We start from the raw sequence: 23,975 nt of genomic DNA on the forward strand, positions 1-23,975 counted from the left end.
CGGGACGAGGTCACCGCAACGCGCGCAGGTGCTCCCCGGCGCGCGCGAAGAGCCGCTGCACACCGTCGGTCGCCTGCGGGGTGTCGGGCAGGATCGCGAGCACGTGCATCGCCGACTCCTCGCGCATGACCCACGCGGTGACATTGCTGTCCCGACCCCCTCGGGAGACCAGCACCGCGTCGGCGTCACCCCAGGTCGCCGCGCCGGGGAGGTGGCGCAGGTCCATGTACGAGAGCATGAAGCGCTCCCCGACCTGGGAGAGCTTGGCCCCGATGGCCTGCTCGACGACGTCGTAGACCTTCATCGCGGGCAGGGCCGAGGCACCGCGCGCCTCGCGGAAGGACTGGCGCACCAGGCCGGCCACCTCGACGAGGTCACCCTCGGCCACGTCGACGTGCACGGGCATGACATTGATGAACCACCCGGCGGCAAGCAGCCACTCCGGGGCGTCCCGCGTGTGCACCGGGTTGAGGAAGCGCAGGGTCTGCGCCCCGCCGAGCTCGCGCGCGGCGAGTCCGACCGCGGCGTAGACGAGCTGGGTCGTGCGCACGCCGAGCCGCTCGGCGGCGGCGTCGAGGCCGGCCGCCTCCTCCCCCGTGAGCAGCACCTCGTGGTAGCGCTCGAGCTCCACGGGGTCGTCCGCGGTGGCGCCCACCGGGAGCGGAAATCGCCCGAGCTCCTCGTCGCCCGCGAACCAGAAGGCGGCCCAGGCGGCGAGCGCGGGGTGGGTCAGGTCGACGTCCTCGTGACGCCGGCGCTCGAGCTGCGCGAAGTCCATGAAGTCGCCGACCGGCGGGAGCTCGATCGCCTCGCCGCCGGTCTCCTCGCGGTACATCGCGTCGAGCTCGAAGAAGATGAGGAAGAAGGAGAAGCCGTCGGTGTAGCTGTGGTCGAGCCCGAGGTAGAGGATCGTCTCGTCCTCGGCGACGACGGCCCGGAAGCAGTACCCGATGCGACCGAGCGGGTTGCAGCCCGCCCGGAAGTCGTCACTCACCCGGGCATTGGCCTCCTCCGCTGTGACGCTCCCTTCGGCCCGTGCCTCGAAGGAGATCTCCTCCGGCGCCAGGTCGACCCGTGCCCACCCCGTCGGACGCTGCTCGTCCCGGGTGAACCACCCGCGCATGACGCCGTGCCGGCGCACCCACCGCGTGATGGTCCGCGCCAGCGCATCGGCATCGAGGCGGCCGGGGATCCGGTAGGTGAAGCCGAGCCAGATGTCGTCCTGGGCGCCGGTGCCGATCGTGTCGGACCGCAGGTCGAGGTGCGCGGCCTGCATGTAGGAGGGCTCGCGGTCCCCGGGCGTCGCCGAGGCGATCGCGTGCTCCGTGGCGGGCGTGGGGACGATGGTGAGGTACTCCCCACCGATCGTCTCGCGGTCGGTGATGCGCTGCATCTTGATCATGCGGTCAGCTCCTGCGGGGCGAAGGGGGCCGCCCTCTCGGCGTCGACGAGAGCGGTGAGACGCGCGGCGACGCCGTCGAGCCAGGTCCGGCTGCCCGGCGCCAGCGGCAGGCGGGTCACGAGGCTGACCCCCTCGGGCAGGATCGTCAGCCACAGGTGGGTCTGGCTGCTCGGCGGGACGTCGCCGAGCTGGATCCCGGCACCGAGCGTCCGCCACCACTCGTGACCGTCGACGCGCGACCCGTCGATCGTCGAGATGACGACCTGGGGGCAGACGGGCACGTCGAGCAGGCGGTGGACGAGGCCGAGCGGGAGAGCTGCGGCGGGGGCTGACACCCGCCACGTCTCCACGGCCGCGAGGACCCAGTCACGGGTGCTGGCACCCGTGGGCATCGACAGGGCGAAGGGGGCCACCCCCGCAAACCACCCCACCGACTCCTTCCACAGTGGCGATGGTCGCCCGTGCGTGGAGACCATGGCGTGCACCTCGTCGCCCATCGCCTGCATGAGCAGGGCCGTCCAGAGCATCCCCGTCGGGATGCCCTCGGCCGCGTAGTGCAGGTCGAGCCGCGCGGCGACCTCCCCGTCGCAGATGTCGTGGCGCACGAGGTCGTGGTCGTAGCGGCCGTCGGGCGCGATCCCGGAGGCGGCGGGGGCACCGGGCACCGACCCGCCGGACAGGAACTCGCTCCAGGGCAGCAGTCGGGCGTCGTCGTCACCCAGCCCGTCCGCGACGGCCCGCTCGAGCGCCGTGGTCTCGACGTGGCTCGGCGAGGTGCGCGGCTCGTGCACGCCGGCGACGATCGCGGTGTGCAGCCCCGCGATCGCACCCACCCCGGCGTAGGCCGACAACCCGTCGAAGGTGACGTGGTCGAAGGCGGCGTGCAGGACGTGGCCGGCGTCGACCGCGACCGTGAAGAACGCGAAGGCAGGGGCGCAGCCCGGTCGGCAGCGGGAGTGGAACTCCGTGATGAGGAGCTCGCGCAGCGCCTGCGGGTCGTGCTCGCCCAGGGCCGTCCCGGCCACCTCCACCGCCTCGGGCGGGAGCGTGCGTCGCTGCTCACTCCCCTCTGCGTCGAGGGTCAGTCGGCTGCGGAGGGACTCGTGCTGCCGGACCCAGGCGGTGAGCGTGGCCGCGACGCTCTCCGGCGTCGCGTCCGGCAGCAGCACCGACAGACCGATCCACGCGGACCAGGGCGAGTCGCCGTCCGGGTCCTCGTGGAGGCGGCCGAGCTGGTCGAAGCTCGCCGGTCGCGGGTCGGGGGGTTGTCCGCTCCAGCGCGCGAGGGTGGCGGCGTCGAGCTCCCATCGGATGACGTCACCGCCCAGCAGCTCCTGGTCGGCCAGCGTGCAGGGGATCATGCGGCCTCCGTCGGGGTGGGTGAAGTGCGCTGCAAGAGTGGCAGCGGCCGCCGCGTGCCGCGACCGCTGCCGGTGTGATCTACCTCTCCGCTGGGACGACCGGGCGCCCTTCCGCCACAAGGGATCTGGGGACGCGTGGGGATCATCGGGCAGCAACCGCGCAACCGCGGCCACCTGCTGGCAGGCTGTCCCGGTGACCAGCCACCGTGACCGCCGGACCTTCCTGCACCGACTCGGCTCCGGCACGGCCCGGCACCCCTGGGTCGTCGTCGGGTCCTGGGTGGCGCTCGTGGCGGGCTTCTTCGCCCTCGCGCTGGGCGGGGTCACGGGCGAGGGCCTCTTCGACCGGCTGCACAGCGGAGACATGACCACCCCCGGCGAGGCCCAGGAGGCCCGAGAGCTGCTCACCGACGCCGGTGGTGGTGAGCTGGCCAACGACACGCTCATGGTCTCGGGGTCGCCCGCCACCGACCCCTTCGTCCGTCGTGCCGTCGCCGAGCCGATCCGCCGCATCCACGACATGCGCGGGGTCTCCTCCGTCGTCAACCCGCTCGTGCTCGACAAAGGGGTCAAGGACCCGCGCGCCGAGCCGCTCGTCGTCGACGAGCCGGGCAAACGCTGGGGCTTCCTCACGGTCGTCGAGTACGACAGCACCCTGAGCGACGAGGAGCTCGCGCGGGTACGCCGCGATGTCGCGGTCCAGCTCGACGAGGTCGCTCTCGGGTCCCAGGGCACGAGCAGCCAGCGCGGGAGCGTCGCCGACCTCGTCGACGAGGTGGTCGGGCAGGTCGAGACCGACATGAAGGTCGGCGAGGGCCTGGCCCTGCCCATCTCCTTCGTCGTCATGGTCCTCGTCTTCGGCGGGTTCCTCGCGGCCGGCATCCCCATCGCCGGCGCCATCGCCTCGATCGGCGGTGCGCTCGCCTCCCTCTGGGGCTTCTCCCACGTCATCGACCTCGACGCGACGGTCGTCAACATCGTGAGCGTCCTCGGCCTGGGCCTGTGCATCGACTACGGGCTGCTCGTCGTCTCCCGCTTCCGCGAGGAGATGCGCGACCTGCTCGACGGGCAGCCGCTCGGCCCGGACTCCCGTCAGCTCGTCGTCGAGGCCACCGGGCGCACCGTCGACCGAGCCGGCCGCACCGTCGTCTTCTCCGCGGTGACCGTGGCCATCGCGCTGTCGGGCCTGCTCTTCTTCCCGTCGACCTTCATGCGGGCGGCCGGCGCCGCCGGCGTCTCCGTGGTCGTCCTGTGCCTGCTCGTCGCCGTGACCCTCGTCCCGGCCGTCTGCGCCCTCGCGGCGCGGCGGCTGCTGCGAGGGCGCACCGAGCGGTCGTCGGACACCGGCACCTTCGCGTCGCTCGCGGGGGGCGTGCAGCGCGCGCCGTGGCTCGTCGTCGGGCTCGTCCTCGCCGCGCTCGTCGCTATGGCGCTGCCCGCCACCCGCATGGAGGTCACCTCCTCGGGGATCGAGCTGCTCCCTGCGGACAACGAGCAGCGCACCTTCTTCGAGGACCTCGGGCGCGACTACCCCCTCCTCGCGTCGTCAGACCTGCGCGTGGTGACGACGGCGGACGCGGACGAAGTCCGGGCCTGGGCGAAGGGCGGTGCCCGAGACCTCCCCGGCGTCGAGTCAGCGGAGGTGGTCACCGTGGGCAAGATCGACGGTCAGACCGTCCGCAGCATCGACCTGCGGACGCAAGACGGTCCGCTCGGGCCGGGGACGCGCGACCTCGTGACCCACCTACAGCAGGAGCGTCCCCCCTTCGACGCCCGGGTCGGTGGGCAGGCGGCCGACCTCGCCGACTTCACCGGCACGATCGCCGACTCGGCGCCCTTGGCCATCGGCACCGTCGTGCTGGCGACCTTCGTCCTGCTCTTCCTCATGACCGGGTCGGTCGTCGTCCCGATCAAGGCCCTCCTGATGAACATCGTCTCGCTCGGGGCCTCGCTCGGGGTGCTCGTCTGGGTCTTCCAGGACGGGCACCTCGAGGGCCTGCTCGGCTTCGACTCGGTCGGGGCGGTCGAGGTCTCGATCCCCGTCCTCGTCCTTGCCTTCGGCTTCGGGCTGTCGATGGACTACGAGGTCTTCCTGCTCTCGCGCATCGTCGAGCTGCACGAGCGCGGCTACCCGACCAACGAGGCCGTCCGGCTCGGCCTGCAGCGCTCAGGGAAGATCATCACGAGCGCGGCCCTGCTCATGTGCATCGTCTTCGCCGGCTTCGTGCTCGCGCGGGTGCTGGCGGTCAAGGAGACCGGTGTCGCGCTCGTGCTGGCGATCGTCATCGACGCGACCCTCGTGCGCATGCTGCTCGTCCCGGCGACCATGTCGGTCCTCGGCGAGTGGAACTGGTGGGCGCCGCGGTGGATGAAGCGCCTGCACGCGAGGTTCGGGATCACCGAGTAGCGCGTTGCGCCGGCGGCGTCAGCCGGTCAGCGTCGGCGGGGCTCCGTGGGCGGCCACTCGCCGTCGTCGCTGCCGTCATCGGCGGCGAAGAGCAGGTTCTGCAGCTCGACCTGGACGTCCTCGACCCGCGGCACGTCGTGCAGCTCCATCCCAGCCTTGTCGGTCGCATCGGAGATGACGAGCGTGCCGCAGCCGAGGACGCGGTCGAGCGGCCCCTTCTCGATGGCCACGTCGTTGATCCGGTAGAGCGGGATGTCGCGGCCCTTCTTCATCAGCAGGCCGTAGCGGTTGCTCACCCGGCGGTTGGTGAAGACGTAGCGCGTCGAGTTCCACCGCCACGCGGGCAGCAGGACACCGGGGACGGCGAGCACGAGGGCGATCACGGCGACGGCGAGCAGGATCCACGTGCTCTGGTCGCTGTCCCGGGTGAGCACCGCGACGGCGACGACCGCGGCGACGAGGACGACCAGGAGCAGGAGCGGCCCCGCGAGGGCCTTCCAGTGGGTGCGCAGGTCGAGCCGGATCTCCTCGCCGTCGGCGAGGTGCTTGTCCTTGAGGGCCATGCCTGCATCCTGCCACCGTGGCGGGGCGGGGCCGCCCCAGCGGACCGGGCATGCTTCGGGAAAACACGAAGTCCCTGGCCGCGCCAGCGGGCAGGGACACTCGGTGGGCGATACTGGGTTTGAACCAGTGACCTCTTCCGTGTCAAGGAAGCGCGCTACCGCTGCGCCAATCGCCCGGGTGCATGCAGGTGACTGCATGGTCGAGGTGGAGACGGGATTTGAACCCGTGTAGACGGCTTTGCAGGCCGTTGCCTCGCCTCTCGGCCACTCCACCACCGAAGGTGGCTTTCAACCTTCTGAGCGGATGACCGGGCTCGAACCGGCGACCTCAACCTTGGCAAGGTTGCGCTCTACCAACTGAGCTACATCCGCACGCCCCGCCAGGTCGCGTTGTAACGCGGGGCACGAGGAGAAACATTAACCCATGGACGCCCAACTCTCCCAACCGGCTCACCCCGGCGTGCCGTGTCGCGGGTTGCCGGGCGCGAAGGGGGCGCCCGCCCGCCTCGGCGAGCGGGCAGGACACGTCCGAGGACGTGGAAGGCCCCGATCCGCTTGAGCAGATCGGGGCCTGTCCCGTGGGCGATACTGGGTTTGAACCAGTGACCTCTTCCGTGTCAAGGAAGCGCGCTACCGCTGCGCCAATCGCCCGTGGACGGCGCCACCGGGGTGGCGCTGTCAGAGCGGATGACCGGGCTCGAACCGGCGACCTCAACCTTGGCAAGGTTGCGCTCTACCAACTGAGCTACATCCGCACTCGCGGTCGGCATCGCTGCTGACCGCGCTGAGCGAGAGTAGCCCAGAGCGTGGCCAGATTCCAAACCGAAGGTGAAGGCTGCTGTCACCCCGTCCGCGGCTGGCCGTATCGTGCGGACATGCCGACGCACGAGGTCACCAACCAGGTCCCGCCCTACGGGGGTCACGACGTCTTCACGAGCGATCCGGTTGTCGCACAAGGTGTCGAGCGCTGGGTCCCCTCGGAGCACCTCGCCGGTGCCACGAGCGACCTGGCCGCGCTGGGCCGGCTCGCCGGGTCGGCGGGGGCCGCCGAACTGGCTGACCGCGCACATCGCAACACCCCCCGCCTCGTGACGCACGACCGCTGGGGCCACCGCATCGACGAGGTCGAGTTCGACCCCGCCTGGCACGACCTCATGGGGCACGCGACGTCGGCCGGCCTCACGGCCGTGCCGTGGACGCGGCCGCAGGGCAGCGGCGCGCACGTCACCCGCGCCGCGGGCTTCCTCACGTGGAGCCAGGTCGAGCCGGGGCACATCTGCCCGATCACCATGACCAACGCGGCGGTCCCCGCCCTTCGCCACTCGCCCGAGCTCGCCGAACGCTGGACCCCCAAGCTCGCCTCCCGCGACTACGACTTCGGGCTGCGCGAGGTCGGGACCAAGGCCGGGGCGATCGCCGGCATGGGGATGACGGAGAAGCAGGGCGGGTCGGACGTGCGGGCCAACTCCACGCTTGCCGTCCGCACCCCCGGCGGTCCGCTCACCGGCGACACCTACCGGCTCACCGGGCACAAGTGGTTTTGCTCCGCCCCGATGAGCGATGTCTTCCTCGTCCTGGCCAAGACCGCCGAGGACGCGCCGCCGAGCTGCTTCCTGGTCCCGCGGGTCCTCGAGGACGGGACGCGCAACCCCTTCGCCCTGCAGCGGCTCAAGGACAAGCTCGGCGATCGCTCCAATGCCTCCTCCGAGATCGAGCTCGACGGGACGTGGGGGTCGCTCGTCGGCGAGGAGGGTCGCGGGGTCCGCACGATCATCGACATGGTCTCGGCCACCCGGCTCGACTGCGTGCTCGGGTCGGCCGGCACGATGCGGGCGGCGCTGACGCGAGCGGTCCACCACACGCGCCACCGTCGTGCCTTCGGCGCGCTGCTCGTCGACCAGCCGCTCATGCGCAATGTCCTCACCGACCTGGCGCTCGAGTCGGAGGCGGCGTCCCTGCTCGGGATGCGCCTGGCCCACGCCGTCGACGAGGGCGAGACCGAGCTGACCCGCCTCGGCGTGGCCGTCGGCAAGTACTGGGTCTGCAAACGGACCTCTCCCTTCGTCGCGGAGGCGCTGGAGTGCCTCGGGGGCAATGGCTACGTCGAGGAGAACGGCATGGCCCGGCTCTACCGGCAGGCGCCGCTCAACTCGATCTGGGAGGGCTCGGGCAATGTCAACGCGCTCGACGTGCTCCGCGCGATCGGTCGCGAGCCGGCGTCGCTCATGGCGCTGCTCAAGGAGGCCTCCGTCGCCCGCGGCCGGCTGACGACCCTCGACACGGCGCTCGACGAGGTGGAGCGCGACTGCGCCGGGCTCGGCGCACTCGACGGCGTCGAGGTCGCCACCGGCGCCCGCCGGCTCGTCGAGCGACTGGCCCTGACCCTCCAGGGCAGCCTCATGGTGCTGCACTCCCCCGCCGACCTGGCCGAGGCCTTCGTCGAGTCCCGGCTCGGCCGGGCGAAGGGAGAGAGCTTCGGCACCCTCGACACCGGCCTCGTGACGCTGGCCGGCGCCACCGCCGTCGACCGGGCCACGGCCACCGCCTGACCCGCACCTGCGCATTTCCCTAGGCAAATGTCAGCTCAGGCGGTCATTTCCCTAGGGAAATACGCACCCCCTCCGTATTTCCCTAGGGAAATACGGAGGGGGGCGGTCAGGACTTCTTGAGCCGGGCCAGCTCGGCGGCGACGTCGAAGTCGGCCTTCGGCCACTGCGGGTCGAGCTGCACGAGGTGCTCCTTGAGCAGCTGCATCACGGCCAGGCGGGCAAACCACTTGCGGTCGGCCGGCACGACGTACCAGGGCGCGACATCGGTCGAGCACTTGTCGATGACGGCTTGGTAGGCCTCCTGGTAGGCGTCCCAGTGCTCGCGCTCGTCGATGTCACCGGGGTTGAACTTCCAGTGCTTGTCGGGGCGCTCGAGCCGCTCGGTGAGCCGCTCCTTCTGCTCGTCCTTGCTGATGTGCAGCATGACCTTGATGATCGTCGTCTCCTTGTCGGCGACGCTCTCCTCGAAGGTGTTGATCTGCCCGTAGCGGCGGCTCCACTGGGCGCGTGGGACGAGGTCGTGGACGCGCACGATGAGCACGTCCTCGTAGTGGCTGCGGTCGAAGACGCCGATCATCCCCGGCTCGGGCAGCGCCTTGCGGATGCGCCAGAGGAAGGGGTGCTTCTTTTCCTCAGCCGTCGGCGCCTTGAAGCTCGTGATGTCGACACCCTGAGGGTCGACCGCGCCCACGACATGGCGCATGATGCCGCCCTTGCCCGCCGTGTCCATGCCCTGCACGACGAGCAGCACGCTGCGCTGACCGCCGGCGCGCGACTCGGCGAAGAGTCGCTCCTGCAGGTCCGACACCTCGCCGGCCAGGGCCGAGAGGGCCTCCTGACTGGCGGCCTTGTCCCCGTTGAAGCCCGGGGTGCTCCGCGTGTCGATCGACGCCAGGTCCGTCCCCGGCCCGGCGCGCAGCGCGTCGCCGAAAGGGGTCGCCGACCCCGAGGTCGCCTTCTTGCCCGACTTCTTGTCCTTGGCCATGCTGCGCATCATGTCAGCCGGGCGGGTCGTGCGGCAGACTCGAGCGCATGCGGGTTCTCATGGCCGACGACGCCCCCTTCGACGTGGTGCCGGGTGAGGAGCTCGACGAGTCGGGTACCGATCGGCTCTACGCCACGAGCGACCCGGTGCTCCGGCTCAACTTCGTGGCCACGCTCGATGGTGCGGCGACGGGCGCCGACGGCCTCTCCGGGTCGATCAACTCGGCCGCCGACCACCGTGGCTTCGCGGCCATGCGCCGGGCGGCCGATGTCCTGCTCGTCGGCGCGGGCACGGTCCGCGCGGAGGAGTACGGGCCGGCACGCACGCCGATGGTCGTCGTCTCCAGGAGCGGCCGTCGGCCGGAGACCGTCCGTGGCACGGACTCCGTGGTCCTCGCGACGACCCGGTCGTCGGGGGCCACCGAGGACGAGACCACCTGGGTCTGCGGCGACGCGGAGGTCGACCTGGGTGCGGTCGTCGAGCGGGCTCGCACCGCCTTCGGTCCGCACGTGCTCTGCGAAGGGGGACCCTCTCTCGCCGCAGACCTGGTCACGGCGGGCCTCGTCGACGAGCTCGCCCTGTCGTGGACGCCGCACCTCGTCGGTGGGCTCCGCACCGACCACCCGCGCATCCTCGACGGTGCCGCCGTCGACCGCACCCTGCGGTGCCGCCACCTGCTCGAGGAGGACGGCACCCTGCTCGGGCTGTGGCGCCTGGTCTGAGCGGCAGCTACCGGACGAAGTCCGCGACAGCCGCGTCCCACCGCCTCGGGTCGACATTCCACTCCTTGCAGTGGCGCGCCAACGACCAGGGCTCGAAGGTCACGAGGTCGGGCCGGGCCGCGGCCAGGGCCTCGCTCGGGCCAACGGGGACGAACTCGTCGTCGCGCGAGTGGATGAGCAGCATCGGGTGGGAGAGCTCGTCGGCCCGCTTGACCCAGTTGGTCCGGGCGACGTCGACGCTCTCGGAAACCCCGACGAGGCGCTTGGCCCAGTGCTGTCCCATGAGGGCGCTCCCCAGGTGGCCGACGGGCGCGGGGACGCGGTGCAGGGCCGCGTGGTGGCGCAGCACGTCGCCCCAGTCGACGACCGGCCCGTCGAGCACCGCGCGGGAGACCTCGGCGGCAAGCGGTGACCGGTCGAGGAACTGCAGGACGATCGCCCCACCCATCGACCAGCCGACGAGGACGATCTCCTGGGCGCCGCGGGCCAGCGCGAGGGCGATCGCGTCCTCGATGTCGCGCCACTCCGACAGACCGAGGTTGTAGCGGCCGTCGGGGCCGCGCGGGGCGTCTCCGTCGTTGCGATAGCTCGGGACGAGGCAGGTCAGGCCGGCGGCGTGCAGCGCCGGGATGGCACGCAGCGTCTCGTGCCGGCGCGCACCGCGCCCGTGGACGAGGACGGCCCAGCGCTCGCCGCTGCCACCGGGCACGACCCACGCGGGCATCGGCCCGAGCTCCGCGGGCACGACGACGTCCTGGGTCTCGAGGCCGAGGTCGGCCTGAGGGTCGCGGCCGTAGTAGTAGCCGTTGAAGCGGGCCGTCCCGGGTTGCAGCACGCCTTCGTCGACGCCGAGGAGCTCGCGACGCACCCGCTGCCGGCGGTGGTCGACCTCGAGGACCCCACCGATGCGGGCGTGGCCGCGACCGCCGTCCAGCCACAGTCCGTAGCGGCCGGGGACGAGCAGGTCGGGGGTGCCGGAGAGGGTCACGCTGTCGGAGTGGATGACGTGGATCCGGGTGTCGTCGGGGCGGACGAGGTCCGGGGTGAGCACCTTGCGCGCGAAGTACGTGCCCGCCCCGACCCACACGGAACCGGCGCCCATGAGGGCGGATCCCGCGGCGACCGCGCCGTAGGTCAGGGCCCGCTCGGCCACCGTCCGTTGAGTCACGGCGTCATCGTCTCAAATGTCGTGGCTCGCGGGCAGAATGTGGTGAGTGACACCACTTCCCGCTGACCTCGTGCTCGACCCGATGCTCGCCAAGGCCGTCACGGATGTGCCTGCGCCGGATGCCGTGGAGGGTGGCTACTCCTACGAGCCCAAGTGGGACGGCTTCCGGTGCATCGTGCGCAAGGAGGGCGACGACGTCGAGCTCGTCAGCCGCGGCAAGAAGCCGCTGACCCGCTACTTCCCAGAGCTCGTGGCAGCGATCGTCGAGCATCTGCCGGGCAGCGCCGTCGTCGACGGCGAGGTGGTCGTGCGCAGTGGCGAGCCGGGCGCCCAGCGCCTCGACTGGGAGGCCCTCGGGCAGCGCATCCATCCCGCCGAGTCGCGGATCACCAAGCTCTCGCAGGAGACGCCGGCCGAGTTCATCGCCTTCGACCTGCTCGCCGTCGGCGACGAGGACGTGACGGGCGCTCCCTTCGTCGAGCGGAGGGAGCGGCTCGAGACGCTCTTCGAGGGCATGGCGAAGGGAGCACCGCTGCACCTCACGCGGGTGACCCGCGACGCCGCCGAGGCGACCGACTGGTTCACCCGCTTCGAGGGGGCCGGGCTCGACGGGGTCGTCGCGAAGGCCCTCGCCTCGCCCTACTCCCCCGGCAAGCGCACGATGCTCAAGATCAAGCACAAGCGAACCGCCGAGGCCGTCGTCACCGGATATCGCGTGCACAAGTCCGGTCAGGGTGTCGGCTCGCTCCTGCTCGGGCTGTACCAGGACGGGCAACTCTTCAACGTCGGGGGCATCGCCGCCTTCACCGCGAAGCGTCGCCTCGAGCTCGTCGACGAGCTCGAGCCGCTCGTGCGTCGCGACGCCGACGGCAACGTCGAGCACGCCGAGACCGACCGGTCGCGCTTCAGCTCGAGCAAGGACGTGAGCTTCGTGCCCCTGCGGCCGGAGCGGGTCGTCGAGGTCGCCTTCGACCAGCTCGAGGGCTGGCGCTTCCGGCACACGGTGCAGTTCCTGCGCTGGCGCCCCGACCGTGACCCGGAGTCGTGCACGCTCGACCAGATCGACCGCGCCGCGGCCTACGACCTCGGTGAGGTGCTCGACTAGCCGTCGACGCGGTTGCCCTCCTCGTCCCAGTGCTCGGCGACCTTCTTGCTCGGCTGCACGCGGGGCGGCTCGCCCGGCATCTTCGGGTAGTCGGGCGGGAAGTTCAGCTCGCCGCCGGGCAGGGTCTCCCACAGCTCCAGGAGCGGCTCGAGGGAGTGGGCCGTCTCGTCCATGTCGGCCCACGGGTCGCCGTCGGCGAGGTGGTCGGTCACCGTCGTGAGGTTGTACTCGGCCGGGTCGGTGACCTGCGCGAGCTGCTCCCACGTCATCGGCGTGCTCACCGGTGCACCCGGGCGGGCGCGCAGGCTCCACGCACCGGCGATGGTGCGGTCGCGGTTGTTCTGGTTGAAGTCGACGAAGATCCGCTCGCCGCGCTCCTCCTTCCACCAGGCCGTCGTCACCCCGTCGTCACGCCGCTCGAGCTCGCGACCGAAGCCGATCGCCGCGTGCCGCAGTTCCTCGAAGGACCAGCGCGGCTCGATGCGCACGTAGACGTGGATGCCGCGGTTGCCGCTCGTCTTCGGGTAGCCCCGCATGCCGAGGTCCTCGAGGAGCTCGCGCGCGACTCCGGCGACGCGCTGCGCGTCGGCGAAGCTCGTGCCCGGCTGCGGGTCGAGGTCGATGCGCAGCTCGTCGGGGTGGTCGACGTCCGGTCGGCGCACCGGCCACGGGTGGAAGGTCAGCGTGCCCATCTGCGCCGCCCAGACCAGGGCCGCCGGCTCGGTCGGGCACAGCTCCTCGGCACCGCGCCCGCTCGGGAAGGTGATGCCCACGGTCTCGACCCAGTCGGGTGCGCCCCGGGGCAGCCGCTTCTGGTAGAAGCCGTCGGCGTCCTTGTCACGCGGGCCGACCGCCAGCCGCATCCCCTCGCGCCAGCCGTCGGGCCAGCGCTCCATCGCCGTGGGCCGCCCGCCGATCTGCCGCATCATCGCCTCGCCGACCGCGGCGTAGTACTCGCACACCTGCAGCTTGGTGATCACCGGGGCGCGCTCGGTCGCCTCGTAGATGACCCGGTCGGGGCTGGAGACGCGGACCTCGCGGTCACCGGCGGGCACCATCACGGCGGGGGTCTTGGCCATGCGGTCAGCGTATGGGCTGCCATCGACGAAGGGGGGCGGCTCGGCTCCCTTCGTCCCGTCGGGTGATCGTCACGCGACGTTCACCGGCTCGCGCTGCGCGCGGTGCCGAGGCGACCTAGGTTGCTGGGAGCCACGCCCGTCCCTCCCAGGAGCCACCCATGCCCTCTCGTGCCCGCCGCGCCCTCGCGGCACTGACCGCCGCGCCTCTCGCCGTCGCCGGCCTCGCCGTCACCGCCCCGAGCGCCTCCGCCGCATCGCCAGACCTCGTCATCGCCGAGGCCTACGGAGGCGGCGGCAACTCCCGCGCCGTCTACCGCAGCGACTTCGTCGAGCTCGCCAACCGCGCGCAGGAGGACGTCGACCTCACCGGCTGGACCCTGCGCTACTACTCGGCGAGCGGCACCACGCCGCAGACGACTCCCCTGTCGGGCACGGTCGTCGCCGGCGGGCGCTACCTCGTCCAGCAGGCCGACGGCGCCAACTCCTCCCTGCCCGCGCTGCCGGCGCCCGACGCGACGGGCAGGGTCCCGATGTCCTCCTCCGGCGCCCGCGTCGAGGTCGTGCGCCCCGATGGTCAGGTCGCCGACCGGCTCGGCTGGGGCTCCGCCACGACGGCCGAAGGGGGCCCCGCCGACGCCACCGACAACGCCACCTCGGTGGCCCGCACGGACGTGTGCGTAGACACCGACAACAACGCCGCGGACTTCACGGTGGGCGCCCCGACCCCGCAGAACTCGTCGACCACCCCGGTCGTCTGCGACCCCGACGACGGCGAGGAGCCGCCCGTCGACGAGCCCGAGACCATCGCCCAGATCCAGGGGCGCCACCACCTCTCCCCCTTCGACGGGTCCAAGGTCAACGACGTCGAGGGCGTCGTCACGGCCGTCTCGTCCTCCGGCTTCTGGCTGCAGAGCACGACGCCGGACGACGACGACGCGACCTCCGAGGCGGTCCTCGTCTACACGCGCTCGACGCCGACCGTCGCCGTCGGTGACACCGTGAGCGTCGACGGGGTCGTCGACGAGTTCCGCCCGGGCGGCTCCGGCGGGTGGGACAACCTCACGACGACCGAGATCGTCTCCCCCGTGGTCACCCAGACCGGCACCGGCGCTGTGCCGGAGGCGGTCGTCCTCGGTGAGGACCGCACCGCTCCCCAGCAGACGGTCGACGCCGAGGACCCCAAGAGCGTCGAGTACGCCGACGCGGCCTTCCGCCCCGACAGGGACGCCATCGACTTCTACGAGTCGATGGAGGGCATGCGGGTCGGCGTGCGCGACGCCCAGGTCGTCGGACCGACCGGCTACGAGATCCCCGTCGTCCCCGGGACCGGCGTCGAGGCGACCCGGTCGTCCGCCGGTGGTGTCGTCTACGGCGGCTACGACCAGCCCAATGCGATGCGAGTCCTCGTCGACGACGTGCTCCTGCCGAGCGGCTCGCTCCCCGACGCCGACGTCCGCGACCGGCTGCCGGGGCTCGTCGCCGGGCCGCTCGACTACTCCTTCGCCAACTTCAAGCTGCTCGCGACGCATGTCCCGACCGTCGAGGACGGCGGTCTCGAGCGCGAGGTGACGGGACGGCAGCACCCGCGCGAGCTGTCCGTGGCCTCCTTCAACGTCGAAAACCTGTCGCCGAGCAATGAGCAGAGCAAGTTCGACCGGCTCGCCGGCCAGATCGTCACCAACCTGCGCAGCCCCGACGTCATCGCCGTCGAGGAGGTCCAGGACAACAGCGGCCCGACCGACGACGGCACCGTCGACTCCTCGGCGACGACCGACCGGCTCATCGCCGCCATCGAGGCGCAGGGCGGCCCCCGCTACGAGGCCAACTGGGTCGACCCGCAGGACAAGGCCGACGGTGGTCAGCCGGGCGGCAACATCCGCAACGTGCTGCTCCACCGCACGGATCGCGACATCGACTTCATCGAGCGCAGCAGCGGCGCGGCCGACCGGGCGACCGCGGTCGTCAAGGACAGGAAGGGCGCCCACCTCACCGAGTCGCCCGGCCGGATCGCGCCCGCTTCGCAGGCCTTCACCGACTCGCGCAAGCCTCTCATCGGTGAGTACCGCTTCCGCGGCGAGCGGGTCTTCGTCGCCGCGGTCCACTTCAGCTCGAAGGGGGGCGACGACCCGCTCTTCGGCCGCTGGCAGCAGCCGGTCCGCTCGAGCGAGGACGCCCGCCACGCCCAGGCACGAGAGGTTCGCGACCTGGCCGACGACCTGCTGGCCGCTGACCCCGAGGCCAAGCTCGTCGTCGCCGGTGACGTCAACGACTTCGAGTTCAGCCAGACGACGGACGTCCTCACCGACATCCTCGAGGGGTCCGGCACCCAGGCCCTCACCGACCTGCCGCGCACCCTGCCGGAGTCGGAGCGCTGGACCTACGTCTACGACGGCAACAGCCAGGTGCTCGACCACATCCTGCTCTCGCCCTCGCTCGCCACCCTCGAGGGCAAGGTCAACGGGCCGTGGCGCCCCGGGCACCCCGGCAAGGGCAGGCGGCCGGCCTTCACCTACGACATCGTCCACACCAACTCCCCCTTCGCCGACCAGGACAGCGACCACGACCCGCAGGTCGTCCACCTCGACCTGAAGAAGTGAGCTGACCTCCCTTCGCCCACCGCGGCGTGCGACGGCCCCCGGATGATCTCCGGGGGCCGTTGCGTTGCATGATGAGCACACCGATCGACGAGGAGCCTGACGATGATGGAGTCCACCGGCCGCGACTACGCGGTGACCAAGAGCGACGAGCAGTGGCGCGAGGAGCTCTCGCCCGACGAGTTCTCCGTGCTGCGGGCCGCCGGGACCGAGCGGCCCTTCACCGGCGAGTACACCGACACCACGACCGAGGGCGTCTACGCCTGCCGCGCCTGCGGGTCCGAGCTCTTCACCTCCGAGACGAAGTTCGAGAGCCACTGCGGCTGGCCGAGCTTCTACACCCCGCTCGCCGAGGACCGGGTCGAGTACGTGCAGGACGACTCCCTGCCCGGCCGCCCGCGCGTCGAGGTCCGCTGCGCCAACTGCGGCAGCCACATGGGTCACGTCTTCGAGGGCGAGGGCTACGAGACCCCGACCGACCAGCGCTACTGCATCAACTCGATCTCGATGACCCTGCGTCCCGCCCAGGGCTGAGGGGTTGGTACCTCACCCGCCCCACGATTTCCGGGTCACCCGATAATCCCCGGCTTCGCAAGAGTCTCGAACCCTTGCGAAGCCGGGGTTTGTCTTGCTCAGTGGTCACGCAGCGTTCGCGAGGGCCTCCGTGACGGCTCGCACGATTCGCTCGGGGTGGAAGAGATCCGCCCACACGACCCTGATGACGACATAGCCGCGTCGTCGGATCCGGTCCTCGCGCTTCTTTTCTCGGAAGAGCGCTTCCGGCCCGCCGTCGGTGTACTTCACCTTGCCGTCGAACTCGAGCAGGACGTTGGTGCCCTCGATGCCGAGGTCGGCCCTGGCGATGAAGTCTCCGTCGGCTTCCTCGATCCGCACTTGCGAGGTCACCGCGAACCCTGCGCCCAGCAAGATCACGCGAGTCACGCTCTCGCCCAACGACTCGGCGTCTTCGTCCGCCCACGCCAGGGCGCACCGCGCTCGCGAGCTGTGTGGCCACCGGGCGACGCGGGCAAAGGCCCGGTCGAGGTCGGCCCGCGTCACGGACTCTGCGTGCAGCGCGGCGTCGATGGAGGCAACTCCTGCGACGACTCCATGGTCCATGGTCAGCTGCACGAGCGCGTCGGGTAGTGGCTGTCCCGGCCCCCACGGGGTCTTGACCGGGGGGACGTGGGTAGGACGGAACCGCAGATGCCGTGTGCCGGCCTCTCGCTTGATCGGACGGGCCCCGTCCACCGGTAGGAGCGGGACCTCGAACAACGAGATCCCGTGCGCGGCGACCGCCGTCGCCCCGCAGAGCATGGCGTCCGGGTAGAGGCGCAGTGCCGCCCTCGCGATGAGGCGGCGGTCCTCCCCCTTCGTCCGTGGGCCAGGGACCGTGTAGGCGCCTCGGCACAGTCTCGCGATGACGCCTCGGCGAACTGCGGCGGTCAGGACCTCGTCCGTCACCCCGTGGCGCAACGCGTCCTGTCGCGTGAAGATGCCGTCGGGCATGGCGACGAGCTGCGCGAAGGGAGCGCCGCTGACTTCTCTCATGCCACCAGCGTTGGCCGGCAGCCGCCGTAGCCCCGGCGGACGCTCGAACTTGTGGACCCCACCCCTCCAGGGAGCGAGGTTGTGGACGGAGCCACTCGACAAGACAAACCCCGGCTTCGCAAGGGTTTGGGACTCTTGCGAAGCCGGGGATTATCGGGTGACCCGGAAATCGTGGGGCAGGTGGGACCTCGCCCCGCGCCCAGGTCAGCGCAGGCCGGCGACGAGCGCCTCGACGCTCACCCGCGGGCCGGTGAAGAAGGGGATCTCCTCGCGCACGTGCAGGCGGGCCTTGGAGGCGCGCAGCTCACGCATGAGGTCGACGATGCGGTGCAGCTCGTCGGCCTCGAAGGCGAGGATCCACTCGTAGTCGCCGAGAGCGAAGGCCGGGATGGTGTTGGCCCGCACGTCCGGGTAGTCCTTGGCCATGGCGCCGTGCTCGGCGAGCATGAAGCGGCGGTCCTTGTCATCGAGGACGTACCAGTCGTAGGACCGCACGAAGGGGTAGACGCACACGTAGTCGCGCGGTTCCTCCCCCGCCATGAAGGCCGGCACGTGGCTCCGGTTGAACTCCGCCTGCCGGTGCACCGCCGCGTTGGACCACACCGGCTCGAGGTGGGCGCCGAGCTCGGTGCGCAGCAGTCGCTTGTAGGCGTCCTGGAGCAGCTCGATGTCGTCGGCGTGCCACCACACGAGGATGTCGGCGTCGGCGCGCAAGCCGGCGACGTCGTAGACGCCGCGGATGCGCACGCCGCCCTCGGTGAGCTCGGCGAAGAGCGCCTCGACCTCCTGCGCGATCGCGTCGCGGTCGTCGTCGCCCACGGGCGTCACGAGCGCAAAGGCGGAAAACATCGCGTAGTGGACGCTGCTGTTGATCGCCTCGAGCTGCTCGCGCGTGGGCTTGACGGGGGCGGGCCGGGTGGTCATCGGGGCTCCATTTCAGTGGTGGACGAAGGGGGCAGTGCGTCGAGGATCGTCGTGGCGGTCGTGGCCGCGCCGGTGAGCACCGCGCCGATGCCCACACCGTCGTAGGCGGCGCCGGTCACCTCGAGACCGGGCAGCTGCGCGACCGCGGAGCGCACCGCGGCGACCCGCCCAGTGTGCCCGAGGTCGTACTGCGGCAGACCGCCGCCCCACCGCTGCACGTGCTGGTCAACGGGTGCGGGCAGCGGCGCGCCGACGGCGCTCGAGATCTCGGCGAGGGCGCCCCGGACGAGGTCGTCGTCGTCACGCTGGAGCGAGGCGACCTCGCCGGCACGGCCAGCCGAGGCCCGCAGCAGCACGACATCGGTGCTCGCCTCCCGGACCCAGGCCCACTTCGACGCCGAAAAGGTGCTCGCCTTGATCGGTCGCCCGTCGACCGCCGGCACGAGGAAGCCGCTGCCCGGCAGGTCGGGCGTCTGGTCTGCCGGCAGCGCGACCGTCATCACCGCCATGGAGGCGTAGTCGATGCCGGCGAGCGCTGTGGCAGCCGTCGAGGCGTGCCCGGCCAGCAGGCGGGAGGTCGGCGTGGCCGGGGTCGCGAGCACGACGACGTCGGCCTCGTGTGCGACCTCGGCGTTCGTCGCCCCGGCGATGACCCGCCACCCGGTCGGCGTGCGCTCCAGGCGCCGCACCATCGTCGAGTCGAGCAGCCGCGCCCCCGCGCCGGCGAGCGCGTGGCGCAGTGCCTCGACGAGCGTGCCGATGCCCCCGACCAGCCCCATGACCCGCGGCCGCGGGGCCGTCGTGGGCGGCGGCAGCAGCCCCGCCACGGCACGGTCCGCGGGCCCGCCCGCGGCCAGGGCCGCCCACAGCGCCGGCATCGTCGAGCGCAGCGAGAGCCGCTCCACCCGACCGGCGTAGACGCCACCGAGCAGCGGCTCGACGACCCGGTCGACGACAGCGCGGCCCCACACCCGGCCGACCGCGTCGGCGACCGTCAGGTCCCCCTCGTCGAGGACGAAGGGGGCCGGCTGCGCGGCTCGGGCGGCCTCCCCTTCGTCGAGCAGGCCGGTGAGGTCGCTGCCCGGGCCTGGCACCCCCATGAAGGTGCGGCCGGGGACCGGCCAGCGCCGGCCGCGGGACCAGATGGCGGCGGGGACCGGCTCGGGGTGCACCACCTGCTCTGCCAGCCCGAGGTCGGTGAAGAGGTCACGGGCGGCGACGCTGCTGGCGACGACGGACTCCGCGCCGACGTCGACCCTCACCCCACCGACGTCGTGCTGGCGCACCTTGCCGCCGAAGCGGTCGCCCCCGTCGAGCACGGTGATCTCGAGCCCGGGGTGACCCTGCAGCAGGTGGTGGGCGGTGGCGAGGCCGGCGAGCCCTCCCCCGACGACGACGACCCGGTGACCCATGGACCCAATTCTCCCACGAGGGAACCGATCGCCTCCCGCCGCCGTCAGACCCTTCGACGACGCCGGGAGGGGCCCGGCGCAGAGCAGGGAGTAAGGACCATGACCAGGACGCACATGAGGTGGGCGGCACTGCTCGCGGCCAGCGGGGTGGCCCTCGCCGGGTGCAGCGGCGGGGACCGCACGAGCAGCGACCACGCGCCGCAGACGCAGTCGACGACCGCTGCCTCCGAGCAGTCCGCCGGGGGCAGCGCCGAGCCGGGCTCGGCCCGGCAGGACTCCGACGACAGCAGCACGGACTCGAGCGGCAGCCAGGCGCCCACCGATGCCAAGGTCGCCCGGACCGTCAACCTCTCCATCACCGTCGACGACATCGACAAGGCCTCCGCCCAGGTGCGCTCGGCGGCACGCACGGCCGACGGCTACGTCTCCTCCGAGGACTCCCGCACCGCCACCTACCCCGGCGGTCGCGCGTGGGCCGAGATCACCGTGACGGTCCCCGTGACGAAGCTGGACTCCACGACCACCGACCTGTCGGAGATCGGGGAGGTCACCAAGCGCAGCAGCAGCGCCGAGGACCTCACGGCCCAGTACACCGACACCGCCGCGCGGGTGAAGACCAAGACCAAGGCCGTCGAGCGCCTGCGCAAGCTCATCGACAGCACCGAGGACCTCGACCAGATCGTCACCCTCGAGGACGAGCTCGCGACCCGCGAGGCCGATCTGGAGTCGATGACGAGTCAGCAGAAGGCCCTCGAGAAGCGCACGGCCACCGCCCCCATCACGGTCAGCCTGTCGACCGAGCGCCCCGAGGCCGACGACGAGCCCGAGGACGCGACCGGTTTCGTGGCCGGGCTCAAGGCGGGCTGGGGTGCCTTCACCGACTCGATGACGGTGGCGCTGACGGTGCTGGGCGCGGTCACTCCCTTCGCCGTCGTGCTCGCCGTGGTGCTGGCACCGCTCGGCTGGTGGCTGCGCCGCCGGCGCCGGACCGCGAGGGCGGCTACCGGGAGCTGACCTCGTGGACCAGCTCGACGACGCGGGTCAGGACGACCGGGTCCGTGTCGGGCAGGACCCCGTGGCCGAGGTTGAAGATGTGGCCGGGTGCGGCGCGTCCCTCGTCGAGGATGCGCCGCACCTCGCGCTCGACGACCTCCCACGGGGCGAAGAGCAACGCCGGGTCGAGGTTGCCCTGGACGGGCTGGTCGCCACCGACACGGGCGATGGCGTCACCGAGGTTGACGCGGTAGTCGACGCCGATGACCTCGGTGCCCGCACCGGCCATGTCGGTGAGCAGCTCGCCCGTACCGACCCCGAAGTGGATGCGCGGGACCCCGGCGTCGGCGAGCGCGCCGAGCGTCGCGCGGCTGTGCGGCAGGACGTACTCGCGGTAGTCGGCGCGCGAGAGGAAGCCGGCCCAGCTGTCGAAGAGCTGGATCGCGCTCGCCCCCGCCTCCACCTGCACCTTGAGGAAGGCCGCGGAGATCTGCGACAGGCGGGTGCACAGGTCGTGCCACAGCTCGGGGTCGCCGTGCATGAGCGACTTGGTGAGCTCGTGGTTGCGGCTGGGACCCCCTTCGATGAGGTAGGACGCGAGGGTGAAGGGGGCACCGGCGAAGCCGATGAGGGGCGTGCCCCCGAGCTCGAGGACGATCCGCCGGACCGACTCGGCGATGTCGGGGATCATGTCTGGCGTCAGCACGGGGATGCGCTCGAGGTCCTCGCGGGAGGCGAAGGACTCGTCGAGCACCGGGCCCACCCCAGGCTCGATGTCGATGTCGACCCCGGCCGCCTGGAGCGGCACGACGATGTCGGAGAAGAAGATGGCGCCGTCGACGCGGTGACGACGCACCGGCTGCAGGGTGATCTCGGTGACGAGGTCCGGCGTGCGACAGGCCTCGAGCATGTCCGTGCCACGACGGATCTCGCGGTACTCAGGGAGGGAGCGGCCGGCCTGCCGCATGAACCACACGGGGGTGTGCGGCACGGACTCACCGCGCGCGGCGCGGACGAGAGGACTGTGGGAGGGGTCGGCGGAGTTCGTCACGGCCGCATCCTCCCACGGGAGCATCGGCCGGCTTCGGCGTGCCCTCCCGCGCATATCACCCGCACGCACCTACTCTCGCTGGGTGGCCACCCGAGAGTTCTCCGAGGCGCAGTCTGCGGACTTCGCGCACGCCCTGCGCAGCCTGCACGAGGCGCGCCTGCGCCCCGAGGTGCGGCTGACCGAGGTCCCCGCTCCCTCCCGACTCGCCCCGCACTCCGTCGCGATGACGGCCGACATCGTCGACCCGAGCGACGACGAGGACATCGCCACGGGTCGCTTCGTCCTGCTGCACGACCCCTCGGAGCCCGAGCCGTGGTCCGGCGCCTGGCGGGTCGTGACCTTCGCCCGCGCCGAGCTCGAGGCCGAGGTGGCGAGCGACCCGATGCTCGGTGCCGTCGGCTGGTCGTGGCTGACCGATGCGCTCGAGTCGCACGGCATCGAGCCGATCAACCTCGCCGGGACGGTCACGCGCGTGGTGTCGGAGTCCTTCGGCGACCTCGACGACCGTGAGCCGGACGTCGACATGGAGATCCGCGCGTCGTGGACGCCCGCCGGCCCGGCCGTCGGGGTCCACCTCGAGGCCTGGGTCGACATGCTCGGCACCGTGGGTGGTCTGCCGCCCCTCCCCTCGGGGGTCGTGGCCCTGCCGGGGCGGCGCCGTTGAGCAGCACACCACCGGACGACACCGAGAGCGCACCGACCGCGGAGGAGCCCGCTCCCCTGCCCGTCCTGCGCGAGCCCGCGGACGGCGTGCCCGCCGTCATCACCGAGGAGTCCGAGCTCGACGCCTGCGCGGCAGCCATCGCCGAGGGGTACGGCCCGGTGGCGCTCGACGCCGAACGGGCCTCGGGCTACCGCTACGGCCAGGCCGCCTACCTCGTGCAGGTGCGCCGCGAGGGCGCGGGCACGTGGCTCATCGACCCCGTGGGCCTGCCCGACCTCACCCCCCTCGACCGGGCCATCGGCACCGGCGAGTGGATCCTCCACGCCGCGACGCAGGACCTGCCCTGCCTCGGCGACCTCGGGCTGCGACCCCGGCAGATCTTCGACACCGAGCTCGCGGCACGGCTGCTCGGCCTGCCTCGCGTCGGCCTCGCCGCCGTGATCGAGCACTACCTCGGCATCAGCCTGGCCAAGGAGCACTCGGCCGTCGACTGGTCCACCCGGCCGCTGCCCGAGCCGTGGCTGCGCTACGCCGCGCTCGACGTGGAGGTGCTCACCGAGGTGCGCAACCTCATGGGCATCGACCTGGCCGCGCAGGACAAGAGCGAGTGGGCTCGGCAGGAGTTCGAGGCGCTGCTGTCGTGGCGCCCCGCGGTCAAGGAGGACCCGTGGCGACGCACCTCCGGCCTGCACAAGATCCGCCAGCCGCGGGTCCTCGCGACGGTGCGTGAGCTCTGGTACGAGCGGGACCGGATCGCTCGCGACCGCGACACCTCGCCCGGCCGGGTCATCCCCGACACCGCACTCGTCGAGATCGCCCAGGCCAACCCGAGCGGACCGGGTGACCTGCCCCGCGGCCACCGGGCGATCCAGCGCAACCAGCGCGCCTGGCTCGACGCGGTCGCCCGCGCCCGCACGCTCCCCGACGCGGAGCTGCCGCCTGCGTCGGTCCGCTCGGACGGTCCCCCGCCCCAGCGGTCCTGGGCCAACCGTGACCCCCTCGCGGCCGAGCGGCTGACGCAGACCCGGGAGGCCCTCGGCGACTTCGCCGCCGAGCACACCATCCCCATCGAAAACGTCTGCTCCCCCGACCCCCTGCGCCGGGCCGTGTGGTCCCCGCCCGCCGAGCGCACCCCCGAGGCCTTCGCCGCGGCCCTCGCCGAGCACGGCGTGCGCCCCTGGCAGCGCGAGATCGTCGCCCCGATGCTCGCCGACGCCTTCGCCGCCCACCCCGACGCCTGACCTCCCTTCGAGACGGCCGCAGGCGGCCTCCTCAGAGAGCGGATGGGCGAGACGGCCGCAGGCGGCCTCCTCAGGGAGCGGGCCGGACGGGGAACGTGGGCGGGGTCACGCGAGGCGCATCTGTCGCAGGTGAGCAAGCGCTTAGTAGCCTCAGAGGTGTCGGGTGGAACCACCCGGCTGCTCCTGCACCACGACAGAGAGGCC

The 23,975-nt window shown here is 72.0% G+C and carries 19 protein-coding genes and 5 tRNA genes; 9 read left to right on the top strand and 15 right to left on the bottom strand.

Annotated elements, in window-relative coordinates; genetic code table 11:
• Nucleotides 1–10 precede the first annotated feature (10 nt).
• Complete coding sequence (locus tag CWN80_RS08215; RefSeq protein ID WP_128277114.1) at nucleotides 11–1,402, bottom strand: condensation domain-containing protein; 1,392 nt, start codon at nucleotides 1,400–1,402, stop codon at nucleotides 11–13.
• On the bottom strand, nucleotides 1,399–2,763 hold the full coding sequence (locus tag CWN80_RS08220; protein ID WP_128277115.1) for a condensation domain-containing protein: 1,365 nt from the start codon (nucleotides 2,761–2,763) through the stop codon (nucleotides 1,399–1,401). Before CWN80_RS08220 ends, CWN80_RS08215 begins: the two co-directional genes overlap by 4 nt.
• A gap of 193 nt (nucleotides 2,764–2,956) precedes the next feature.
• On the opposite strand from CWN80_RS08220, the gene CWN80_RS08225 reads away from it, so the two are divergent.
• Nucleotides 2,957–5,170 carry an MMPL family transporter gene (locus CWN80_RS08225; RefSeq protein ID WP_007925061.1) on the top strand — a complete coding sequence of 738 codons (2,214 nt, stop codon included), beginning with the start codon at nucleotides 2,957–2,959 and terminating at the stop codon, nucleotides 5,168–5,170.
• 26 nt (nucleotides 5,171–5,196) lie between these two features.
• Here CWN80_RS08225 and CWN80_RS08230 read toward each other — a convergent pair whose 3' ends face one another.
• The 6 genes from CWN80_RS08230 to CWN80_RS08255 form a co-directional block, all read right to left on the bottom strand.
• Nucleotides 5,197–5,733 (bottom strand): PH domain-containing protein, encoded by a 537-nt coding sequence (locus CWN80_RS08230; RefSeq protein WP_007925062.1) that lies wholly within the window; start codon nucleotides 5,731–5,733, stop codon nucleotides 5,197–5,199.
• A 104-nt stretch (nucleotides 5,734–5,837) separates the two neighbouring features.
• Nucleotides 5,838–5,909 (bottom strand) — tRNA-Val (locus CWN80_RS08235).
• Between the two features lie 27 nt (nucleotides 5,910–5,936).
• Nucleotides 5,937–6,007: transfer RNA gene (locus CWN80_RS08240), tRNA-Cys, on the bottom strand.
• A gap of 25 nt (nucleotides 6,008–6,032) precedes the next feature.
• A tRNA-Gly gene (locus tag CWN80_RS08245) sits at nucleotides 6,033–6,105 on the bottom strand.
• Nucleotides 6,106–6,312: 207 nt separating this feature from the next.
• Nucleotides 6,313–6,384 (bottom strand) — tRNA-Val (locus CWN80_RS08250).
• A gap of 31 nt (nucleotides 6,385–6,415) precedes the next feature.
• A tRNA-Gly gene (locus tag CWN80_RS08255) sits at nucleotides 6,416–6,488 on the bottom strand.
• A 120-nt stretch (nucleotides 6,489–6,608) separates the two neighbouring features.
• Here CWN80_RS08255 and CWN80_RS08260 point away from each other — a divergent pair.
• On the top strand, nucleotides 6,609–8,282 hold the full coding sequence (locus tag CWN80_RS08260) for an acyl-CoA dehydrogenase family protein (protein ID WP_007925063.1): 1,674 nt from the start codon (nucleotides 6,609–6,611) through the stop codon (nucleotides 8,280–8,282).
• Nucleotides 8,283–8,388: 106 nt separating this feature from the next.
• Here CWN80_RS08260 and CWN80_RS08265 read toward each other — a convergent pair whose 3' ends face one another.
• A complete protein-coding gene (locus CWN80_RS08265; protein WP_238148131.1) occupies nucleotides 8,389–9,267 on the bottom strand; it encodes a polyphosphate kinase 2 family protein in 879 nt (292 codons plus the stop codon).
• A gap of 47 nt (nucleotides 9,268–9,314) precedes the next feature.
• On the opposite strand from CWN80_RS08265, the gene CWN80_RS08270 reads away from it, so the two are divergent.
• The gene (locus CWN80_RS08270; protein ID WP_040880680.1) at nucleotides 9,315–9,989 is read left to right on the top strand and encodes a dihydrofolate reductase family protein; all 675 of its coding nucleotides are present in this window, start codon (nucleotides 9,315–9,317) and stop codon (nucleotides 9,987–9,989) included.
• Nucleotides 9,990–9,996: 7 nt separating this feature from the next.
• Here the strand turns inward: CWN80_RS08270 and CWN80_RS08275 are convergent, their stop codons facing one another.
• Nucleotides 9,997–11,142, bottom strand: coding sequence for an alpha/beta hydrolase family protein (locus CWN80_RS08275; RefSeq protein ID WP_007925066.1), 1,146 nt, complete (start codon nucleotides 11,140–11,142; stop codon nucleotides 9,997–9,999).
• Between the two features lie 61 nt (nucleotides 11,143–11,203).
• On the opposite strand from CWN80_RS08275, the gene CWN80_RS08280 reads away from it, so the two are divergent.
• Complete coding sequence (locus CWN80_RS08280; protein WP_083853613.1) at nucleotides 11,204–12,262, top strand: ATP-dependent DNA ligase; 1,059 nt, start codon at nucleotides 11,204–11,206, stop codon at nucleotides 12,260–12,262.
• Here CWN80_RS08280 and CWN80_RS08285 read toward each other — a convergent pair.
• A complete protein-coding gene (locus CWN80_RS08285) occupies nucleotides 12,259–13,341 on the bottom strand; it encodes a DNA polymerase domain-containing protein (RefSeq protein ID WP_007925068.1) in 1,083 nt (360 codons plus the stop codon). The two genes, CWN80_RS08280 and CWN80_RS08285, sit on opposite strands and share 4 nt — an antisense overlap.
• 158 nt (nucleotides 13,342–13,499) lie before the next feature.
• Between CWN80_RS08285 and CWN80_RS08290 the strand changes: the two genes are divergently transcribed.
• Both CWN80_RS08290 and msrB read left to right on the top strand, forming a co-directional pair.
• Nucleotides 13,500–15,938 carry a lamin tail domain-containing protein gene (locus tag CWN80_RS08290; protein WP_128277117.1) on the top strand — a complete coding sequence of 813 codons (2,439 nt, stop codon included), beginning with the start codon at nucleotides 13,500–13,502 and terminating at the stop codon, nucleotides 15,936–15,938.
• A 105-nt stretch (nucleotides 15,939–16,043) separates the two neighbouring features.
• Nucleotides 16,044–16,469: a peptide-methionine (R)-S-oxide reductase MsrB gene (msrB, locus tag CWN80_RS08295; RefSeq protein ID WP_128277176.1), complete on the top strand. Its 426-nt coding sequence runs from the start codon at nucleotides 16,044–16,046 to the stop codon at nucleotides 16,467–16,469.
• A 105-nt stretch (nucleotides 16,470–16,574) separates the two neighbouring features.
• Here msrB and CWN80_RS08300 read toward each other — a convergent pair whose 3' ends face one another.
• From CWN80_RS08300 to hemG, 3 genes are all read right to left on the bottom strand, one after another.
• A complete protein-coding gene (locus CWN80_RS08300; RefSeq protein ID WP_007929329.1) occupies nucleotides 16,575–17,486 on the bottom strand; it encodes a type IV toxin-antitoxin system AbiEi family antitoxin domain-containing protein in 912 nt (303 codons plus the stop codon).
• Nucleotides 17,487–17,690: 204 nt separating this feature from the next.
• Nucleotides 17,691–18,410, bottom strand: a complete 720-nt coding sequence (gene hemQ, locus CWN80_RS08305) for a hydrogen peroxide-dependent heme synthase (protein WP_007929327.1) — start codon at nucleotides 18,408–18,410, stop codon at nucleotides 17,691–17,693.
• The gene (gene hemG, locus CWN80_RS08310) at nucleotides 18,407–19,822 is read right to left on the bottom strand and encodes a protoporphyrinogen oxidase (RefSeq protein WP_128277118.1); all 1,416 of its coding nucleotides are present in this window, start codon (nucleotides 19,820–19,822) and stop codon (nucleotides 18,407–18,409) included. The genes hemQ and hemG overlap by 4 nt, the downstream gene beginning before the upstream one ends.
• A 99-nt stretch (nucleotides 19,823–19,921) precedes the next feature.
• On the opposite strand from hemG, the gene CWN80_RS08315 reads away from it, so the two are divergent.
• Nucleotides 19,922–20,836 (top strand): DUF4349 domain-containing protein, encoded by a 915-nt coding sequence (locus tag CWN80_RS08315; RefSeq protein WP_083853631.1) that lies wholly within the window; start codon nucleotides 19,922–19,924, stop codon nucleotides 20,834–20,836.
• On the opposite strand, the gene hemE is transcribed toward CWN80_RS08315, so the two are convergent.
• Complete coding sequence (hemE, locus tag CWN80_RS08320; protein WP_007925431.1) at nucleotides 20,823–21,890, bottom strand: uroporphyrinogen decarboxylase; 1,068 nt, start codon at nucleotides 21,888–21,890, stop codon at nucleotides 20,823–20,825. The genes CWN80_RS08315 and hemE overlap by 14 nt on opposite strands.
• Before the next feature lie 58 nt (nucleotides 21,891–21,948).
• Between hemE and CWN80_RS08325 the strand changes: the two genes are divergently transcribed.
• Entirely contained in the window at nucleotides 21,949–22,530 is a 582-nt protein-coding gene (locus CWN80_RS08325; protein WP_007925433.1) for a DUF3000 domain-containing protein, read from the top strand.
• Nucleotides 22,527–23,771, top strand: a complete 1,245-nt coding sequence (locus CWN80_RS08330) for an HRDC domain-containing protein (RefSeq protein WP_128277120.1) — start codon at nucleotides 22,527–22,529, stop codon at nucleotides 23,769–23,771. Before CWN80_RS08325 ends, CWN80_RS08330 begins: the two co-directional genes overlap by 4 nt.
• Nucleotides 23,772–23,975 lie beyond the last annotated feature (204 nt).

Origin of the sequence: Janibacter hoylei PVAS-1, assembly GCF_004025845.1 — a bacterium.
Taxonomy (GTDB): Bacteria; Actinomycetota; Actinomycetes; order Actinomycetales; family Dermatophilaceae; genus Janibacter; species Janibacter hoylei.

Bases quoted from the DNA above. Each gene is read 5' to 3' on its own strand.
- CWN80_RS08290 (WP_128277117.1), top strand. From the start codon at position 13,500: ATGCCCTCTCGTGCCCGCCGCGCCCTCGCGGCACTGACCGCCGCGCCT.
- hemE (WP_007925431.1), bottom strand. From the start codon at position 21,890: ATGCTCCCGTGGGAGGATGCGGCCGTGACGAACTCCGCCGACCCCTCC.
- CWN80_RS08230 (WP_007925062.1), bottom strand. From the start codon at position 5,733: ATGGCCCTCAAGGACAAGCACCTCGCCGACGGCGAGGAGATCCGGCTC.
- CWN80_RS08215 (WP_128277114.1), bottom strand. From the start codon at position 1,402: ATGATCAAGATGCAGCGCATCACCGACCGCGAGACGATCGGTGGGGAG.
- CWN80_RS08265 (WP_238148131.1), bottom strand. From the start codon at position 9,267: ATGGCCAAGGACAAGAAGTCGGGCAAGAAGGCGACCTCGGGGTCGGCG.
- CWN80_RS08285 (WP_007925068.1), bottom strand. From the start codon at position 13,341: ATGGCCAAGACCCCCGCCGTGATGGTGCCCGCCGGTGACCGCGAGGTC.
- hemG (WP_128277118.1), bottom strand. From the start codon at position 19,822: ATGGGTCACCGGGTCGTCGTCGTCGGGGGAGGGCTCGCCGGCCTCGCC.
- CWN80_RS08220 (WP_128277115.1), bottom strand. From the start codon at position 2,763: ATGATCCCCTGCACGCTGGCCGACCAGGAGCTGCTGGGCGGTGACGTC.
- CWN80_RS08315 (WP_083853631.1), top strand. From the start codon at position 19,922: ATGACCAGGACGCACATGAGGTGGGCGGCACTGCTCGCGGCCAGCGGG.
- msrB (WP_128277176.1), top strand. From the start codon at position 16,044: ATGGAGTCCACCGGCCGCGACTACGCGGTGACCAAGAGCGACGAGCAG.
- CWN80_RS08260 (WP_007925063.1), top strand. From the start codon at position 6,609: ATGCCGACGCACGAGGTCACCAACCAGGTCCCGCCCTACGGGGGTCAC.
- CWN80_RS08270 (WP_040880680.1), top strand. From the start codon at position 9,315: ATGCGGGTTCTCATGGCCGACGACGCCCCCTTCGACGTGGTGCCGGGT.
- hemQ (WP_007929327.1), bottom strand. From the start codon at position 18,410: ATGACCACCCGGCCCGCCCCCGTCAAGCCCACGCGCGAGCAGCTCGAG.
- CWN80_RS08300 (WP_007929329.1), bottom strand. From the start codon at position 17,486: ATGAGAGAAGTCAGCGGCGCTCCCTTCGCGCAGCTCGTCGCCATGCCC.